The 18,118-nt window shown below is 72.5% G+C and carries 16 protein-coding genes; 9 read left to right on the top strand and 7 right to left on the bottom strand.

Annotation, left to right across the window (positions count from 1 at the left end; all coding sequences use genetic code 11):
• The first annotated feature begins 21 nt into the window (after positions 1 to 21).
• Entirely contained in the window at positions 22 to 1,191 is a 1,170-nt protein-coding gene (locus SMD11_RS26825; protein ID WP_087928897.1) for a metal-dependent hydrolase family protein, read from the top strand.
• A gap of 51 nt (positions 1,192 to 1,242) precedes the next feature.
• On the opposite strand, the gene SMD11_RS26830 is transcribed toward SMD11_RS26825, so the two are convergent.
• On the bottom strand, positions 1,243 to 2,676 hold the full coding sequence (locus tag SMD11_RS26830; protein WP_234366470.1) for an amino acid permease: 1,434 nt from the start codon (positions 2,674 to 2,676) through the stop codon (positions 1,243 to 1,245).
• 459 nt (positions 2,677 to 3,135) lie between these two features.
• Between SMD11_RS26830 and SMD11_RS26835 the strand changes: the two genes are divergently transcribed.
• The 4 genes from SMD11_RS26835 (at position 3,136) to SMD11_RS26850 (ending at position 6,135) form a co-directional block, all read left to right on the top strand.
• Positions 3,136 to 3,783: a hypothetical protein gene (locus SMD11_RS26835; protein ID WP_087928898.1), complete on the top strand. Its 648-nt coding sequence runs from the start codon at positions 3,136 to 3,138 to the stop codon at positions 3,781 to 3,783.
• A gap of 67 nt (positions 3,784 to 3,850) precedes the next feature.
• Positions 3,851 to 4,576, top strand: a complete 726-nt coding sequence (locus SMD11_RS26840; RefSeq protein WP_087928899.1) for an iron-containing redox enzyme family protein — start codon at positions 3,851 to 3,853, stop codon at positions 4,574 to 4,576.
• 129 nt (positions 4,577 to 4,705) lie between these two features.
• Positions 4,706 to 5,299 carry a DUF1326 domain-containing protein gene (locus SMD11_RS26845; RefSeq protein ID WP_087928900.1) on the top strand — a complete coding sequence of 198 codons (594 nt, stop codon included), beginning with the start codon at positions 4,706 to 4,708 and terminating at the stop codon, positions 5,297 to 5,299.
• On the top strand, positions 5,296 to 6,135 hold the full coding sequence (locus tag SMD11_RS26850; RefSeq protein ID WP_087928901.1) for a DUF2182 domain-containing protein: 840 nt from the start codon (positions 5,296 to 5,298) through the stop codon (positions 6,133 to 6,135). The genes SMD11_RS26845 and SMD11_RS26850 overlap by 4 nt, the downstream gene beginning before the upstream one ends.
• Before the next feature lie 66 nt (positions 6,136 to 6,201).
• Here the strand turns inward: SMD11_RS26850 and SMD11_RS26855 are convergent, their stop codons facing one another.
• Positions 6,202 to 6,741 (bottom strand): universal stress protein, encoded by a 540-nt coding sequence (locus tag SMD11_RS26855; RefSeq protein ID WP_159395356.1) that lies wholly within the window; start codon positions 6,739 to 6,741, stop codon positions 6,202 to 6,204.
• 201 nt (positions 6,742 to 6,942) lie between these two features.
• Between SMD11_RS26855 and SMD11_RS26860 the strand changes: the two genes are divergently transcribed.
• The 4 genes from SMD11_RS26860 to SMD11_RS26870 all read left to right on the top strand — a co-directional run bounded on the left by SMD11_RS26860 (position 6,943) and on the right by SMD11_RS26870 (position 10,637).
• Positions 6,943 to 8,412 carry a PLP-dependent aminotransferase family protein gene (locus SMD11_RS26860; protein WP_087928903.1) on the top strand — a complete coding sequence of 490 codons (1,470 nt, stop codon included), beginning with the start codon at positions 6,943 to 6,945 and terminating at the stop codon, positions 8,410 to 8,412.
• A gap of 193 nt (positions 8,413 to 8,605) precedes the next feature.
• The gene (locus SMD11_RS26865) at positions 8,606 to 9,883 is read left to right on the top strand and encodes a cysteine desulfurase (RefSeq protein ID WP_234366176.1); all 1,278 of its coding nucleotides are present in this window, start codon (positions 8,606 to 8,608) and stop codon (positions 9,881 to 9,883) included.
• Between the two features lie 184 nt (positions 9,884 to 10,067).
• Positions 10,068 to 10,196: a hypothetical protein gene (locus SMD11_RS36885; protein WP_267896859.1), complete on the top strand. Its 129-nt coding sequence runs from the start codon at positions 10,068 to 10,070 to the stop codon at positions 10,194 to 10,196.
• A 9-nt stretch (positions 10,197 to 10,205) separates the two neighbouring features.
• A complete protein-coding gene (locus tag SMD11_RS26870; RefSeq protein ID WP_267896894.1) occupies positions 10,206 to 10,637 on the top strand; it encodes a nitroreductase family protein in 432 nt (143 codons plus the stop codon).
• Positions 10,638 to 10,658: 21 nt separating this feature from the next.
• On the opposite strand, the gene SMD11_RS26875 is transcribed toward SMD11_RS26870, so the two are convergent.
• The 5 genes from SMD11_RS26875 to SMD11_RS26895 form a co-directional block, all read right to left on the bottom strand.
• The gene (locus SMD11_RS26875) at positions 10,659 to 12,056 is read right to left on the bottom strand and encodes an MFS transporter (RefSeq protein WP_087928905.1); all 1,398 of its coding nucleotides are present in this window, start codon (positions 12,054 to 12,056) and stop codon (positions 10,659 to 10,661) included.
• Positions 12,043 to 13,311, bottom strand: a complete 1,269-nt coding sequence (locus SMD11_RS26880) for an amidohydrolase (RefSeq protein ID WP_087928906.1) — start codon at positions 13,309 to 13,311, stop codon at positions 12,043 to 12,045. The genes SMD11_RS26875 and SMD11_RS26880 overlap by 14 nt, the downstream gene beginning before the upstream one ends.
• Positions 13,312 to 13,458: 147 nt before the next feature.
• Entirely contained in the window at positions 13,459 to 14,409 is a 951-nt protein-coding gene (locus SMD11_RS26885; protein WP_234366178.1) for a DMT family transporter, read from the bottom strand.
• Between the two features lie 337 nt (positions 14,410 to 14,746).
• On the bottom strand, positions 14,747 to 16,042 hold the full coding sequence (locus SMD11_RS26890; RefSeq protein WP_087928907.1) for a pyridoxal phosphate-dependent aminotransferase: 1,296 nt from the start codon (positions 16,040 to 16,042) through the stop codon (positions 14,747 to 14,749).
• Between the two features lie 203 nt (positions 16,043 to 16,245).
• Positions 16,246 to 17,673, bottom strand: a complete 1,428-nt coding sequence (locus tag SMD11_RS26895) for an FAD-dependent oxidoreductase (protein WP_087928908.1) — start codon at positions 17,671 to 17,673, stop codon at positions 16,246 to 16,248.
• Positions 17,674 to 18,118: the final 445 nt, after the last annotated feature.

Consider the following 18,118-nt stretch of genomic DNA (forward strand, 5'->3'; position numbering starts at 1 on the left):
GCCCGGTGGCAGGGAGGGCCGATGCTGGCATTACGCGCGCGATCGCTGTTCGACGGGGCCTGTCCGGAGCCCGTCGACCGGCCGTTGGTGACCGTCGAGGACGGGCGGATCGTCTCCGTCGAAGCGCACGGGGCGCCGCCGCCCGGCGCCACCGTCGTCGACCTGGGGGACACGACACTGCTGCCCGGCTTCGTGGACACCCATGTCCACCTGGCCTTCGACGCCAGCGACGACGTCGTCGGCCGGGTCCGGCGGGCCGGTGACGCGGAGCTCCTCGACCGGATGCGGGCCGCGGGCCGGGCGGCGCTCGCCGCGGGCGTCACGACCGTGCGCGACCTCGGTGACCGGGGCTATCTCTCCCTGCGGCTGCGCGAGGAGACCGCCGCGGACCCCACGGCGGGCCCTCGCGTCCTGGCGGCCGGGCCCCCGGTCACCACGCCCGGCGGGCACTGCTGGTTCCTCGGCGGCCAGGCCGAGGGCGTCGAGGGGGTGCGCGCGGCCGTCCGCGAACGCGCCGAGCGCGGCGTCGACGTCGTCAAGGTGATGGTCACCGGCGGCGACCTGACGCCCGGCTCCGATCCCTACCGCCCGCAGTACGGGCCCGCCGAGTTACGGGCCGCCGTGCGCGAGGCGCACCGGCACGAACTGCCCATCACCGCGCACGCCCACGCCGCGAGCGGCATCGCCGACGCCGTCGCCGCCGGCTTCGACTCCGTCGAGCACTGCTTCTTCCTCACCGACGACGGCGTCGACTTCGACCGCCGCGTGCTCGACGAGATGGTCCGCGCCGGCGTCGTCGCCTCGCTGACCCTCGGCGCGCTGCCGGGCGGCCCGCCGCCACCGCCCCGCATCGCCCAGCGGATCCCGGGCCTGGCCGCCGGGCTCGCGGCCATGCGGCAGGCGGGCGTGACCACCGCGTGCGGCAGCGACTCCGGGGTCTTCCCGGTCAAGCCGCACGGCAGCTATCCGTACAGCGTCGTCGCGATGGTCGAGCGGGGCTACACCCCCGTGGAGGCGCTGCGCGCCGCGACGTCGACGGCGGCCCGGCTGTGCGGGATCGCCGCGCACAAGGGCTGTCTCGCACCGGGGTACGACGCGGACGTGGTGGCCGTGACGGGCGACCCGCTCACCGGCATCGAGGCCGTCCACGCCGTGGCGGCGGTCTTCCGCGGCGGCGCGCGCGTCGTCTGAGCCGGCCGGGCGGCCCGGAGTCTCCCGGCCGCCCGCCGCGCGGGACCCGCGTCACCGGCTCCCGTGGGGCTCGGCGGCCCGGCGCGCCCGCGCCTGGCGCTTCAGCAGCCCGTAGCCGAGCCCCAGCAGGACGAGCCAGCCCGCGATGACGTACAGCGCCACCCGGCTGTCGGACGAGGACGCGATGAGCACGGTCACGAAGGCGAAGAAGGCCAGCGCCAGGTAGTTGGTGTACGGCGCGCCCGGCGCCCGGTAGTCCGAGGCCGCCACCCGGCCGGCGCTGACGGCCCGCCGGTAGCGCAGGTGGGTGACCAGGATGACGCTCCAGACGAGGATCGCGCCGCCGGTGGACACCGAGGTGATGTACACGAACGCGTGCTCCGGGTCGATCGCGTTGATGCCCACGCCGATCGCCATGGTCACGGCGGAGACGGTCAGCGCGACGGCCGGGATGTTCCGGTTCGTCAGCCGCCCCAGGACCTTGGGGCCGTGTCCGTTCCGCCCGGCCGTGCGCAGCATGCGGGCCGTGGCGTAGAGGCCGCCGGCGTTGCACGAGGACAGGGCGGAGGTGAGCACCACGAAATTCACGATGCCCGCGGCGGCCGGGATGCCGATCTTCGCGAACGCGGCCACGAACGGGCTGACGCCGGGCTGGAATTCCCGCCAGCTGACCACGGAAAGGATGACGATCAGCGCGCCCAGGTAGAAGATGCCGAATCGCCAGGGCAGGCTCTTGATGGCCCGCGGAATGTTCTTCTCGGGGTCCTTGGACTCACCGGCGGTCACCCCGACGAGCTCCACGCCAAGATAGGCGAAGAGGACGATCTGAAGGGTCATCGTCGAATCCCACACACCGTGCGGAGCGATTCCGCCGTCGGCCCAGAGATGGGTGACGGAGGCGGTGTCACCGGCGGCGCTGAAACCGATGGTGAGCACTCCGACGCCGATCAGGATCATCCCGACGATGGCGACGATCTTGATGAGGGCGAACCAGAACTCCAGCTCGCCGAAAACCTTCACGGAAATAAGGTTCAGAGCGAACAGCACCAGCAGTGAGATGAGTGCGGTCTTCCACTGGGCGAAACCGGGCGCCCAGTAATGGACATACTGTCCGGCGGCGGTGATCTCGGCCATTCCGGTGGTGACCCACATGATCCAGTAGGTCCAGGCCGTGGCATAGCCCCAGAACGGTCCGAGGAACTCGCGGGCGTATTCGGCGAAACTTCCGGAAACGGGCCGGTAGACAAGGAGTTCGCCGAGCGCACGCATGACGACGAAGAGGACCGCGCCGGCGACGGCGTACCAGAGGATAAGGCTCGGCCCGGCCTGGGCGATGGCCGATCCGGCACCCAGGAAAAGGCCGGTGCCGATGGTTCCGCCGATGGCCATCATCTGTATCTGACGGGCACCGAGACCTCGGTGGTAACCCTCCGCGGATTCGCCCTCCGCGACCTGCGGCGAGCCGTCCCGGCCGGTCTTCGCCAGGGCGTCGACGGCATCGCCCGGAGAGGGATCGGAGACTTTTCCGATGTGCGCTTCCACAGTATTCAGTGACTTTCTGTGTCCGGAGGACGCCCGGCCGGGCGGCCATGACCCGCGGTCGGGGGCCCGGAGGCCGGCGGCCGGCCCCCGGGGGCGCGGCCGTGGGACCGCGGATCCGGCCCGGTCGCGCATGGGCCCGCCGGCCCGGCCCGGTGGCCTCCCCCATCCTGGATCATGCCATCGATCCGCCGCGTTCGCGGGTGTGCGCATCAACCGGGCATGACCTGATGCGGACACCGTCCGTGCCCGCATCAGGGCTGGTAGCCGCCCTGTGCCGGACGTCTGCATCCGGGCATGCCCCATTCAGGGCCATGGCTTTTTCTGGCCAGCGGCTATTGGCGGGGCCATGATGAGGAACTTAATGGGAGGGCTGCTCTTTCGCCGTTCGACTCGGGAGGATTCATGGAAGACCTCTACCGATTCTCACTCGCGCAGAACATAGAGGACCTCTCGGAGGCCCACGCCCTGCGTCTGCTCCGTTATGAACCCCGCTTCCCGGAGAGCGAGTTCTGGTGGCTTGACAAGGACCGTGACCTTCAAGGCAAAGTATTCCTGCTCCGCAAGGGCGATCGCGTCCGGGCGACCCTTCGCATCGTGCCGGTCACGGCCTGCACGACGGAGATCGAGGAGCTCGGGCTCCTGCCCGACGAGTTGAAGGGTGACTCGACGGTCTGGGAACTCGGGCGACTGGTCTCCGCACCCAGCCATGGCCGGGATCTGCCCTATTCCCGGCTGCTGTTCGGCTGGGCCTCGCAATGGGCGCTGGCCAATCTGCCCATCAAGAAGGTCGTCTCGTACTGCCGGGGCGGAAAACTCTCCGGCTTCGAGGCGTCCGGGGCGAAGGTGGTGGCCGGGCCGTACGAGATTCCGGAGCGCGGCGACGATTACTACACCATCGTCGCCGATGTGGCGGAGGTCGTGCAGCGGTTGACCGGTTATGGATTCGGGCCGCTGCTCGAGGCCACCGCGGCGGGCAAGATGGATTTCTCGATGGAGGACCTCATCGGAGAAACCCGGGTGCCGTCAGGTTCGGGGTCGGTCGGCCAGTAGTAGCCCTTGTGGCCGGCGGCCGGCCGATCGGCAAGTGAAAATCCAACAGGATCCAGGAGAGACACACATGTCCGACACCGAAATCATCCGCCCGGAGCTGCGCGAGCAGGTCAACGCGAAGCTCGACGCCTACATCGGGCAGTTCTACAAGGAGGTGCCGTACGCCACGCACTTCCTCAGCGACGCCGAGGTCGACATGCCGTACTACAAGCGGCACACCATCGAGACGATCCTGCGGATCCGCCGCAAGCGCACCATCGACGCCCACGCCATCCGCTACTTCACCCTGCACGACCCGGTGGCGGCCAAGGAGTGGGCCGAGTACACCGATGACGAGATGCTGCACGACCGTCTCTTCCTCGCCGACCTGGCCCGGGTGGGCATCGAGCCGGAGGAGGTCTACTCCACCGACCCGTTCCTGGCCACCAAGCTGCTGAACGGCTACTTCCTCTACTGCCTGGAGTTCGAGGGCACGCCGCTGGCCGCCATAGCCAGCAGCTACTTCCTGGAGTACACGACCCGCAAGACCCAGCCGGACTGGCTGGACAACCTGGAGAAGACCCTCGGCAAGGACGAGGTCAAGGGCGCCCGTACGCACGTCAACTACGACATCGAGGAGGACCACACCGGCGATGTGTGGAACACCCTGATGACGCTGGTGAAGACGGACGCCGACGTCGAGCGGCTGCTCGGCCACTTCGCCCACCTGTACAAGCTCTTCACCATGTACTTCGTCGAGGCCTACGAGGCCACCCGCGCCAAGGAGGCCGAGCTGGCGGCCGCCACGGCCTGACCCGCGCGGCCGGGGTGCCGCGGGCCTTCCCCCGCGGCACCCCGGCCGGCCCCGCCCGCCGGCGCGCGGCCCTGCGCCGGCGGGCACCCATGTCGGACAGCTGTCAATGACCTTGAAAGGACTCGCGCTATGGAGTGGTCGATCGAGGGCCGCCTGGCGGGCGCGTGCAACTGCGGCACGCCGTGCCCCTGCTGGTTCGCGGAAGCGCCGACCCACGGATCCTGCGACGCCATCGGCGTCGGCATCGTCGACAAAGGCCATTACGGGGACGTCGACCTGGCCGGCTGCAAGCTCGGCGTGGCCTACCGCACCGTCAAGCACGTCTGGGACGGCGGCCTGAAGGTCGCCGTGTACATCGGCGAGGAGACGCCCGAGGCGCAGAGCGAGGCCATGGAGCAGATCCTCACCGGCAAGGCCGGCGGGCTGCTCGCCCTGCTGTTCACGCTCGTCGAGGACTTCAAGGGCGTCCGCAGGGTCCCCATCGAGCTCGACGACTCGGGGGACAAGCCCTACTTCCAGCTCGGCCGGGCCAGCACCATCCCGGTCAAGCCGCTGCTGGGCCGCGACGGCGAGACGCCCATCGCGGTGCACAACGCCCTGATGTCCTTCGGTGGCGAGCGGCTGCTGGCCAAGACCGAGAGCCGGTTCGTCGACCCCGACCTCGGCTGGGACTGGCCCTTGGTGCACGCGGACTTCGGCCCGATGAAGATGGGGTCGGAGTGACCACTGCGCCTCAGATCGTGATGCGGCGCCTCACCCTCACCACCGCGGTGTGGGTGTGCGCCGTATCGGCCCTCGCCTGGTGGTGGATGTACCTGAGCGGGTCCTCCCACTCGGGCGGGTCCTCGGGCACGGCGGACATGCCGGGGATGTCCGGAGGCGGTCACGGCGGCCACCACGGCGCCGCCGCCGGCACCCTCTCGGCCGCCGAGGCCGAGATGTTCCTCGCGATGTGGGCGGGCATGGTGATCGCCATGATGCTGCCCGTGGCCGTGCCCCTGGTCGCCGCCCACCGGTTCGTCACCCGCCCCAAGGGCCGCGCCGGAGCCGTCTCGACCTCGGTGTTCATCGGTGGCTATCTGCTGATCTGGGTGCTCTCCGGGCTCGTGCCGCTGCTGCTCCTGGCGGGCAAGCGCTGGCTGCTCCCGGTCTCCGAGGGCAGCCCCTGGTCCGTCGCGGGCGCCGGCGTCGTCATCACGGCCGCCGGCCTGTTCCAGTTCAGCGGCCTCAAGACGCGCTGCCTCACCGTCTGCCGCAGCCCGCTGTCGTTCGTCCTCACCCATGACTTCAAGGCCGGTTCGCTCGGCACCCTGCGGGCCGGAGTGCTCAACGGCCTGTACTGCCTGGGCTGCTGCTGGGCCCTGATGCTGGTCCAGGTCGCCGTGGGCCTGCACAACCTGCTCTGGATGGGCATCCTCACCCTGCTCTTCCTGGCCGAGCGCGCGCTGAAGGCCGGCAAGCGGATCGCCATGGCCACCGGCGGGGTGCTGGCCGGCCTCGGCGTGATCCTCATGTGCGACCCGCTCCTGCACACCCCGCTCGCCGGCCTCGTCGGCTGACCGGGCTCGGCCGGGGCGCGCCCGCGCGCGCCCTCCCCGGGAACCCCGGCCGCCGGCCGCGGGACGTCACGCCGTCGTCCCGTGCGGGTCGGCGCGCCGTGGCGTGAAGTCCATCGGATCGACCCGGCGCAGGGCGGCGCGGGCCGTCCGCCAGGACACGGCGGGAGCGGGCACCGCCAGCACCGGGCAGCGCGCCCTCGCCAGGACGTAGCGGCGGACCGGGCTCCACCGGAGGCGGCCCGCCAGGCCCGGCCCGCCCGCGCCGACGACCAGCAGGTCGCCCTCCTGGTCGGCGATGTCGCACAGCGCGAACCCGGGCTCGGAGCGCACCACCTCGAACTCGACGTCCACGTCCTCCGGCACCCCGCCGAGCGCCTCGTGGAAGGCCGTGTCCAGCCGGTCCGCCGCCTTGCCCGCCCATGCCTTGGCCAGCGGCGGGCACGGCGCCCTGCGGTACAGCGTCTCGCCCTCCGGCGGCGACCAGGCGATCACCGCCACCAGCGTCCGGCCGTCGCGCCGGGCCTCCTGGACCGCACGGCGGAGCGCCGCCAGACTGCCCAGCGACCCGCTGACCCCTACGACGACGCGTCCTGATGCGTGGGACACGGCTCTCCTTCCTCCTCGCGCCCCCAAAGAACTGACGTCCCGTCATGCGGGCTGCCGCTCCGGCCACTTCCCGGTCCGTCCCTCGGGTACTCCCGGCCACGGCCGCCCCCTTGTGGCCGGTTCGCCGTGGCCCCGCTTGCCACGTGGGCGAGTCTGTACATTCATTGGTCTGGAAAACACGACCAATTCAGAGGTAGTGGTATGCCTGACACGTACACTCCGCAGTCCGGCGGCAGGTCGATCGGGGCCCGGAGGCTGGGCGCACTGCTCTCTGACGTGACGATGGCCCGTCCCGTCTACCGCCACCTCGCCGCGGCCATCCGCGCCCTGATCCTCGACGGCCGGATAGCGCTCCATGTGAAGCTGCCCGCCGAGCGGGAGCTCGCCCCCACGCTCAGGATGAGCCGGGCCACCGTCACCGCCGCCTACGACCTGCTGCGCGAGAGCGGTTACGCCCTCAGCCGCCGGGGCTCGGGCACCTGGACGGCCGTGCCCGACGGCGGTGAGACGGCGGGCGTCAGCCGGCTCCTGCCCGCCCCCGACGCCTTCATCAACCTCACGGCAGCGGCCCTGGCGCTGCCCGAGGAGGTGCTCACCCACGCCCTGGCCAAGGTCGCCCCCCGGCTGACGGAGCGGGCCCAGACGGCCGGCTACAACCCCTTCGGGCTCATCGAATTACGCGCCGCCGTCGCCAACCGCTACACCCGGCGCGGCCTGCCGACCCGCCCCGAGCAGATCATCATCACCTCCGGCGCCCAGCAGGCCCTGATGCTGACGATCGGGCTGCTCTGCGGGCCCGGCGACCGGGTCATGGTCGAGAACCCCTCCTACCCCAACGCCCTGGAGGCGATCCGGCGGGCCCGGCTGCGGATGGCCCCGGTGCCCGTCACCGAGAACGGCTGGGACCTGGAGATCATGGAGTCCACGCTGCGCCAGGTGGTGCCCCGGCTGGCCTATCTGATCCCCGACTTCCAGAACCCCGTCGGCTGCCTCATGCCCGTCGCCCAGCGCGCCCGGATCGTCCGCGCCACCCGCAAGTCGGGCACCTGGCTGGTGATCGACGAGACCCTCGCCGACATCGCCCTCGATGTCCCGGTCCCGGCGCCCTACGCCTCGCACGCGGCACCCGGCGAGGGCGACCATGTGATCACCATCGGCTCACTGAGCAAGACCCTCTGGGGCGGCATGCGCATCGGCTGGCTGCGGGCCGCGCCCCGGCTGATCAACGAACTCGCCGGGCTGCGGGTGACCGTGGACATGGCCGGTTCCGTGCTGGACCAGCTCCTCGCCGTCGCCCTCATGGAGTCCACCGGGGACTGGCTCACCGCCCGCATCGAGCAGGTGCGCGGGCAACGGGACGCGCTCGCCGCGGCGCTCGGCCGGCACGCCCCGCGGTGGGACTGGCGGCTGCCGGCCGGCGGGCTCTCGCTCTGGGTCGACCTGGGGCGGCCCGTGGCCTCCGCCCTCGCCGACCGGGCCCTCGGCCACGGCGTGCGCATCGAGAGCGGCGCCCGCTTCGGCGCCGACCCCGGGACGTTCGAGCACCGCCTGCGCATCCCCTACACCCTGCCCGCCGACACCCTGGACGAGGCGGTCCGCCGCCTCGCCGCCTCGCTCGACGAGGGGATGCCCCTGGAGTCCGCGGTCGAACGCCCGCACTGGGTGGTCTGAACACCCGGGTGCGGCACGGGACATGGCCGCCCCAGGGCGCCCTGAACAGGGCGTGTCCTGTTCAGGGCGCTCAGGGGAGCGACCCCCGGACGGGCGAATGCCGGTGCCCCCTACGATGGTTGGGAAAAGGACACCGACGAAAATATGTCAGCGATATGTCAGCAGTATTGAGCACCAAGGGAGACGGTTCTCGGTGACAGCCAGCCTGGACAATGCGGCATTCGACCCCGAAGTCATCAAGAAGGACTTCCCCATCCTCGGCAGGCGCATCCGGGACGACCAGCGCCTCGTCTATCTGGATTCCGCCGCCACCTCGCAGAAGCCCCTCCAGGTGCTCGACGCGGAGCGGGACTTCTACCTCCACCACAACGCCGCCGCGCACCGCGGCGCGCACCAGCTGGCCGAGGAGGCGACGGAGGGCTACGAATCGGCCCGCGAGACCGTCGCCGGATTCCTCAAGGCGCGGGCCGACGAGATCGTCTTCACCCGCAGCGCGACGGAGTCCGTCAACCTCGTGGCCTACGCGATGAACAACGCGAGCCAGGCGGGGGAGGAGTACGCCGGCTTCCGCGTCGGCCCCGGCGACGAGATCCTCGTGACCGAGATGGAGCACCACGCCAACCTCGTGCCCTGGCAGCAGCTGGCCGGGCGGACCGGCGCCACCCTGCGCTGGGTGCCCCTCACCGACGACGGCCGCCTCGACACCACCACCTTCGACGCGCTCATCGGCGAACGCACCAGGCTCGTCGCCGTGACCCACCAGTCCAACGTGCTCGGCACCGTCAACCCCGTCCGGGAGATCGCCGACCGCGCCCACGCGGTGGGCGCCCTGGTGCTGGTCGACGGCGCGCAGTCGGTCGCCCACCAGCCCATCGACGTCACCGGGCTGGGCGCCGACTTCTTCGCCTTCTCCGCGCACAAGATGCTGGGACCCAACGGCATCGGCGTGCTGTGGGGACGCCGGGAACTGCTGGAGCGGATGCCTCCCTTCCTCACCGGCGGCTCCATGATCGAAGAGGTGCGCATGGACCGCACCACCTTCCTCGCGCCCCCGCAGCGCTTCGAGGCCGGCGTGCCCATGGCCCCCCAGGCGGTCGGCCTCGCCGCCGCGATCCGCTACCTCGAAGCCCTCGGCATGGAGAACGTCGAGGCGCACGAGAACACCCTCTCCCGGCTCGCACTCGAAGCCCTCGGCGACATCGACGGCGTGACCGTCATCGGCCCCCGGACGACCCGGGACCGGGGCGCCACGATCGCCTTCACCGTCGACGGGATCCACCCGCACGACGTCGGCCAGGTCCTGGACGACCGGGGCGTCGCCGTCCGCGTCGGCCACCACTGCGCCCGGCCCATCTGCGACCGCTACGGCATTCCGGCGACGGCTCGCGCCAGCTTCTATCTCTACAATTCGCAGGACGATGTGAAGGCCCTCGCCGAAGGCGTACGGGCGGCACAGCGCTACTTCTTGTGACACCTTTCCGGAGAAGCCGCTTTCCGGAGGAGCCGCCCCCGCCCCTCCGGTGTGGTCGGATCCGGTCATGACCGCTAAGGGGCGCCGCGCGTCCCTGTCCCCGCACCATTTCCCCCCTCCACCATGGGCGCAGGAATTGCCGAGCGCCCTGGTGAGAAACCGGGTGGAGAAGGTGCAGGGGAAGATGAACGTCGAACAGACCGTGCTCGCCCGGCGCAGCGCCACCCGCCTGACCGGCCCCGGCCCGGACGACCGGGAGCTGGCGGAGCTCGTCGAGCTGGCCATGACCGCCCCCGACCACGGGCGGCTGTAGCCCTGGCGGCTGGTCGTCCTCCGGGGCGACGAACGGCGCCTGCTGGGCGGGGCGATGGCCGAGGCGGCCGGCGGCGACCCCGCCGACCGCGAGCGGACGGCCGCCAAGGCCCTGCGGGCACCCCTGCTGATCTCCGTGGTGCTCTGCCCCCAGGACCACCCCAAGGTCCCCCGCTGGGAACAGCTGGCGGCCACCGTGTGCGCGGTCCAGACGCTGATCCTGCTGCTGCACGAGCGCGGCTGGGGCTCCATCTGGCGCACCGGGGCCCTGGCCGACGCCCCGCCGGTGCGGCGCGTGCTCGGCCTCGCCGGCACCGAGCAGTCGCTCGGCTGGCTGTACATCGGGACCTCCGACGCCCGCCGCCCGCCGGCGCCCCGCCCGCCGGGGGACGGGCGGGCCAAGCTGTCCTCGCTCCTCGCCCCGGTGGGCCCCGGCGCATGAGCCCCGCGCCCGGGGCCCGGCTCAGCCGCCGGGCCGGGCCCCGCGGTCGCGCGCCAGCCGCCGGGCACACACCGCGGCCGGCACCAGGACCAGCGCCGGCAGCAGCGACACCCCCAGCAGAATGGCCGTCAGGGCGGCCCCCGGCTGCGCCGCCCGGTGCTCCGCGCTCGACGACACGAAGCCGGTGACCGCCAGCAGCCCGGAGAACAGCGCGGGTCCCGCACCGGCCCCGATCACCTCCGCCGCGGTCCACAGTCCGGTGAACGCGCCGCCGCGGCTGTTCCCGCCGCCCCGCTCCCGCGCGTCGTCGGCGATGACGTCGCTCAGCATGGCCACGGCGAAGGTCTGCATCCCCGCGTACCCGACGCCGCAGACGGCGACGAACCCGTACACGAGGAGCCGCGGCACCACCGGGGTGGCCAGGAGCAGCGAGCCGCCCGCGACGAACAGGCAGATCGAGGCCAGCAGACCGCGCCCCGGCCCCAGCCGCCGCCCGGCCGCGTGCCACACCGGCGCCGTCAGCAGCAGCGGCAGGATCAGGCAGCCGAACAGCGCGGTCGTCGCCCTGGAGTCGTGCAGCCGGTACGTCGCGAAGTACTGCGCGGCCCCGAGCATGATCCCGGTCGCCAGCGTCTGCGCCAGATGGACGCCGAGGAGCCGGCGGAACGGCCGCGACGCCTTCGCCACGGCGACCTGCTGACGGAACGTCATGGGCGCCGGCCGGTGCCGGGCGTCCACCGCGCGCGGCGCGTTCGACGCCGCCGCGAGGGTCCCGGCCAGCAGCACCAGCCCCAGCACCCCGCCCATCAGGGCGTAGCCGACGCGCTCGCTGCGCGCCGCGTGCACGAGCAGCGGGGCCGCGCCGCCGGACAGCAGGATCGCCGTGCCGTAGAAGACGGTGCGCCACGTCGCGAGCCGGGTCCGGACCGCCGGGTCGTCGGCGATCTCGGCGAGCACCGCCGTGTACGGCACCTGGAACGCCGCGTAGGCGGAGGCGCAGCAGAAGAAGGCCACCCCGACCCAGACCGCCGACGGCAGGCCCTTGGGCGTCGGCGCCGCGAACAGCAGGACGAAGCCGGCCGACAGGGCGACGCCGCCGCCCGCCATCCACGGCAGCCGGGGGCCGAAGCGCCCGCGCGTACGGTCCGAGCGGCGGCCCACCCACGGGTTGAGGAAGACGTCCCACGCCTTGGGCAGGAAGACCACGACCGAGGCCACCGCGGCCGGCACCGCCAGGGTGTCCGTCAGGTAGTAGAGCAGCAGCAGGCCCGGCACGGTGCCGAAGGTGCCGGTGGCGAAGGCGCCCACGGCGTAGCGCAGGGCCGACGGCCCGCCGCCCGCCGGAGCGGGCGCGGCGGAGCCGGGCGCGGGGGAGGACCCCGGCGCCCGCCCCGCCACCGCCCGGTCAGGCGCGGACACCGGGCTCCCGGGGCGCGAGGTAGGCCAGCGCCGCCGCGGTCATGGCCCGTACCCCCACGGAGAGGGTCGGCTGGACGACCGGGGCGTACTTCGGTGAGTGGTTCTGCGGGATGTCCTCGGCCAGGCGGTCGGCGAGGAACGCGGCCTCGAACTCCTTGGGGTCGTTCCCGCCGAAGAACCACAGCACCGACGGCACCCCGGCCTCCGTGCCGAGCACCCCGAAGTCCTCGCTCGCGGTGTTCGGGCCCAGCTCGACGACCGTTCCCGGGCCGAAGAGCTCGCCGTGCGCGACGGCCACCCGCTCCGTGGCGGCCGGCTCGTTGACCGTGGCGGGCAGCTCGCAGCGCGAGACGATCTCGGGCTCGCGCGGCGCGCCCGCCGCCAGCGACTCCGCCTTCGCGAACCGCTCGATCGCCGCCATGACCCGCTCCCGGGCCGCGGGCGAGAACGTCCGCACGTTGATGCCCAGCTCCGCCTCGGCGGGGATGACCGCGGCGGCGGTACCGGCGTGCAGCGACCCCACGGTCACCACCACGGAGTCCTGCGCCGCGGTCTCCCGGGAGACGATGGTCTGGAGCCGGGTGACCAGATGGGCCGCCATGAGGACCGGGTCCACCGCCGACTCGGGCTTGGAACCGTGCCCGCCGCGCCCGAAGAGCCGCACGCTGAGGTTGTCGGTGGCCCCCATGGCGAGCCCCGGCACCTTGGCGAGCAGCCCGGCCGGGCCCGGCCCGACGTGCTGGCCCAGCACCACCTCGGGCTTCGGGAACCGCTCGAAGAGCCCGTCGGCCACCATGGCCCGGGCGCCCAGGCCGCTCTCCTCGGCGGGCTGGAAGACGGCGACGACCGTCCCCCGCCACTCCTCGCGCCGCGCCGCGAACAGCGCGCACGCGCCCAGCAGACAGGTGACGTGCACATCGTGCCCGCAGGCGTGCATCACGGGGACCCGTACGCCCTGGTCGTCCAGGGCCGTGACCTGGCTGGCGTACGGCAGGCCGGTCTCCTCCCGCACCGGGAGGGCGTCCATGTCCGCGCGGAGCATCACCACCGGCCCGTCGCCGTTGCGCAGCACGCCCACGACCCCGGTGCCGCCGACCCCGGTGGTCACTTCCCAGCCCTGCCCCGTCAGCCGGCCGGCGACGACGGAGGCGGTGCGCTTCTCCTGGAAGGCGAGTTCGGGATGGGCGTGCAGGTCCTTGTACACGTACTCCAGGTCCGGAAGCAGACTGTCCAGATCATCGAAGATCGCAGGCATGGATCGTCCCCCTACTGTCGATGGCGTGGGTGGCACGGCGGTTGGCGGCGGGGCCGGCGGGCTGAGGGGATCCGGGACGGACCGGGCGGGCCCTGCGGCAGGGCTGCGGCAGGACCCGCGGGACGGGCCGGAGGACCGGACGGGGCGTCAGGTGCGCTCGGCGCGCACCGGTGCCCGGTCGGGCGGCGCCGGGAGGGTGACGGCGGGCGTGGAGAGCCGGGCCCACTGCGCGAGCCCCACGCACACGAGCACCAGCACCGCGGCGCCGAGGGTCCACGAGTCGATCGACTCACCCAGCAGCCACGCGGCCCAGCCCACCGTCATCAGCGGCTGGAGCAGCTGCATCTGGCTGCCCCGGGTGACACCGACCCGGGCCAGCCCCGGGTACCAGGCGCAGAAGCCCAGGAACATCGAGAAGAGCGACACATAGCCGAGCCCCAGCAGCGACTGCCCGCCGATGTCGTGCGGCGGTGACACCACGACGGACACCACGGTGATCGGCAGCGTGAGCGGCAGCGAGAGCACCAGGCCCCAGGAGATCACCTGCCAGCCCGGCATGGACTTCGACAGCTTCCCGCCCTCCGCGTAGCCGAGGCCGCCGGTGACGAGCGAGCCGATCAGGAAGAGGTCCGCCAGGCCGAAGCCGCCGATGCCGTGCCGCAGCGAGTAGGCCACGATGACGGCCGCGCCGGCGGCCGAGGCCCACCAGAACAGCGCGCTCGGCCGCTCGTTGCCCAGCAGCCGGCCGCACGCGGCGGTGGCCAGCGGCAGCAGCCCGGTGACGACCGCGGCGTGCGCCGAGGTCACGTGCTCCAGGGCCAGTGCCGTGAAGATGGGATAGCCCGCCACGACGCCCACGCCGACGAGGAGCAGCGACGTCATGTGCCGGCGCTCGGGCAGCTTGACGCCCTTGATCATCAGACAGGCGCCCGCGATCGCCGCCGCGATGACGGCCCGCCCGATGCCGATCGTCCACGCGTTGAACGAGGGCAGGGCCTTCTGCGTCGCCGGGAACGTCAGCGAGAAGGCCAGCACCCCGATTCCCGCGAGCACGAGTCCTACGCCGTTGCTGGACTTGGATGTGGTGACGGGTTGCATGCATCTTCCTATCGCTCTCGCAGGACTTGCCCTCAGCCCAGGTGATCGCCCCGCGCACCCATCATGGGAGGGAAGTCCGCACGGGCGGGGGCCTGGCCGGGGCCATGATCAGGGCGTGCCCGGTGTCGGCCAGAGCCGTGGTCGGCGCTCCGCGACGGGCCACCTCCCCGCGCGGAGCGCCCCTCCCACGGCGGGGCCCCGCCGGCACCGGGGGTGTATGCCGGCGGGGCTCCCGCGGACCACGGTAGGCAGGTCGGACCGGCCGGAACCCTAGCCAATGCGGGGGAGGTGGTCTGGTTTCGGCGGCGGGTTCCGGCCGGTGGGGGCCGTGACGTCGTCAGTTCTGCCGGTAGGTGGCCAGGAACGAGCCGATGCGCGTCACCGCGTCCGTCAGCTCCTCGGCGCCGGGCAGCGTGACCAGGCGGAAGTGGTCCGGCGTCGGGAGGTTGAAGCCGGTCCCCTGCACCACCAGGATCTGCTCCTGCCGGAGCAGGTCGAGCACGAACTGCCGGTCGTCCTCGATCGGGTGCACCGACCGGTCCAGTTTCGGGAACGCGTACAGCGCGCCCTTGGGTTTGACGCAGCTGACGCCCGGGATGTCCCCGAGGGCCCGCCAGGCCGCGTCGCGCTGGGCGAGCAGCCGCCCGCCGGGCAGCACCAGGTCCTCGATGGACTGCCGGCCGCCCAGCGCGGTGGCGATGGCGTGCTGCGAGGGCATGTTGGGGCACAGCCGCATGTTGGCCAGGATGGTCAGGCCCTCCAGGTACTCCCGGGCGTGGGCCTTGGGGCCGCTGACCGCCATCCAGCCGGCCCGGTAGCCGCACACCCGGTAGGACTTCGACAGGCCGTTGAACGTCAGGCACAGCAGGTCGGGCGCGAGGCTCGCGAGCGGGGTGTGGGTGGCGCCGTCGTAGAGGATCTTGTCGTAGATCTCGTCGGCGCAGAGCACCAGTTGGTGCCGGGCGGCGATGCCGACGATCCCGCGCAGCAGCTCCTCGTCGTAGACCGCGCCGGTGGGGTTGTTCGGGTTGATCAGGACGATCGCCTTGGTGCGGTCGCTCACCTTGGCCTCGATGTCCGCGAGGTCCGGGAACCAGTCGGCCCCCTCGTCGCAGCGGTAGTGCACCGGGCGCCCGCCCGACAGGCTGACGGAGGCGGTCCACAAGGGGTAGTCCGGCGCCGGGACGAGCACCTCGTCGCCGTCGTCCAGCAGCGCCTGCATGGACATCTGGATGAGCTCGGAGCACCCGTTGCCCAGGTAGACGTCCTCGATGTCCATCCCGCCGACGCCCCGCGTCTCGTAGTGCTGCACCACGGCGCGCCGGGCGGCGGGCAGGCCCTGCGCGTCGCCGTAGCCGTGCGCGGAGGCCAGGGCCTCCTGGATGTCCTGGACGATCTCGGGGGGCGCCTCGAAGCCGAACGCGGCGGGGTTCCCGGTGTTCAGCTTCAGGATCCGCCGGCCCGCCCGCTCCAGCCGCATCGCCTCCTGGAGCACCGGGCCGCGGATGTCGTAGCAGACGTCCGCCAGCTTGGCGGACTGGCCGAGGCGGCGCAGCGGGACGGGCCGGCGCCCGCCTCGCGGGGTGTCGTCGGGGACGACGGTGATCAGACGGTTGGCGCTGTGCGTGGTCATACGGGTGTGCTCCCACGGGGTGCGGACGACGGTGGGGCGCGGCGGCCCGGCACCGGTCTGACGAGTGCGCGAGGCTAGCGGAGAACGGCGGTGGGGCGAGCGGAATTTAGCCGCGGGCGCGGTCCGGGCGCGGTCCGGGCGGGGCGCGCGGCCGGGTCCGGGCGGAGCCCCGGTACGGGAGCGGCGCCCGGCCCCGGCCCCGGCTACGCCTCCGCCGACGCCGACTCGATCAGCGCCTTCACCTTGCTCCGGCAGATCCCGCACCCCGTGGAGGCCTTCGTCCGCCGGGCCACCGCCGCCACCGTCACCGCCCCCTGCGACCAGGCTTCGAGGATCTTCTTCCGCGGCACGTTGTTGCAGTAGCAGACCGTGGCGTCGGGGTCGGGGCCGGCCGCCCGGCCGGACTCCTCCGCCGCGCCGGGCCTGACCAGGGCGGGCCGCTCGGCCGCCGGGACGACGGACCCGGCGGCGAACAGCTCGACGATCCGGTCCGCCTCGGCCTCCACGCCCCCGAGCAGCACCGCGCCCACGATCCGGCCGTCCCGCAGCGCGACCCGCCGGTACACGCCGCCGTCGCGGTCCACGGAGGTGAGGACCTCCGGGCCCTCGCCCGCCGGCCCGGCGGGCACGTTGGACTCGCCCACCACCGTCAGCTCGATCCCGTCGGCCTTGAGCCGGGTGGTCGCGGCCGGGGCCACGGCCGGCGGCTCGTCGAGCGGCCCGGCGATGGCGTCCGCCGCCACCCGGGCGTGCTCCCACGCCTCCGCGACCAGCCCGTGCAGCGCGCCGTCCCGCTCGGCGCAGTCGCCGATGGCGTAGACGGCCGGGTCCGCCGTCCGCATCCGCGCGTCCACGAGCACGCCCCTGCCGACCGGCAGCCCCGCGGCCTCGGCCACCGCGGTCTCCGGCTTGGCGCCGCACGACACGACCAGGAGGTCGCACGGGACGACCTCGCCGTCGTCGAGCTGCACACCGGTGAGCCGTCCGGAGCCGACGGTCCGCGTCACGGCGCAGCCCGTCCGGACGGCAACCCCCAGCCCGGCCAGTTGCCCGATCAGCATCGACGACGCCTCGGCGTCCAGGTGGCGCTCCATCACCGTGTCCACGGCGTGCAGCACCTCGACCTCGACGCCCCGCAGGGCGAGGGCGCGGGCGGTCTCCAGGCCGAGCAGCCCGCCGCCCAGCACCACCGCGCGGGAACAGTCCCGGGCGAGCCGCAGAATGCGCCGGCAGTCGTCGAGCGTGTGGAACACCGCGATTCCCGGGGCCAGGCCCCCGTCGTCCGAAATCAGACCCTTCACCGGGGGCAGCCTCGGGGTACTCCCGGTCGCCAGTACCAGCACGTCGTAGTCATAAGTCCGGCCGTCGCCCGCGGAGACGGTCGCGCGTTCCCGGTCGATACGCAGGGCGCGCACCCCGGGACGTATCTCCGCGGCGTTCCGCTCGTCGGTGAGGCCCAGTTCGCTCTCGTCCGTCGTGCCGGCGAGCACGTCGGTCAGCAGAATGCGGTTGTAAGGCTCCTGCGGCTCCTCCCCGAGGATGGTGACGGAGAGTTCCGGATCCCTCCGGGAGAGCTCGCTCGCGAGGCGGGCGCCGGCCATTCCATGTCCGATGACGAGAACTCGTTCCATGAATTACGTCCCCTCGGTTACACCGATGAATCAGAGGCCTCATTTATTTCGGTTGCAGCATGGCTCTCATCATGGACCAGCCGAAGCTCGCGGAGATCTGCGCACGGTGGCCTGATCCGGCTATGTCCGGTAGCGGAGGTGCGGGGCCGGCCGAAAGGAAAGGGCCGGAGTGGTGATAGGTTGCGGGTACGCATTGAGCGCCGGGCCCGGGCTCCCGGCGGGTACTTCCGGAGCCCCGGGAATATTGCCCGGCCGCATCCGTGAGCCGCCCCCGCCGGAATGCCGGGCTATTCATCGGTGAAGCGTGAACCCGGCGACGGTCGCTGTGTGTATTGGGCAAACGCCGCAGAAAGTTCAAACCGCTACATTTCCCCGACATCGGATATAGCGGCTCTCTGCTGTTTTATCGAGAAAAGCAGAGTAATCGGTGGGTCGGCTTTGGCCC

It is taken from the genome of Streptomyces albireticuli (assembly GCF_002192455.1).
GTDB classification, from domain to species: domain Bacteria; phylum Actinomycetota; class Actinomycetes; order Streptomycetales; family Streptomycetaceae; genus Streptomyces; species Streptomyces albireticuli_B.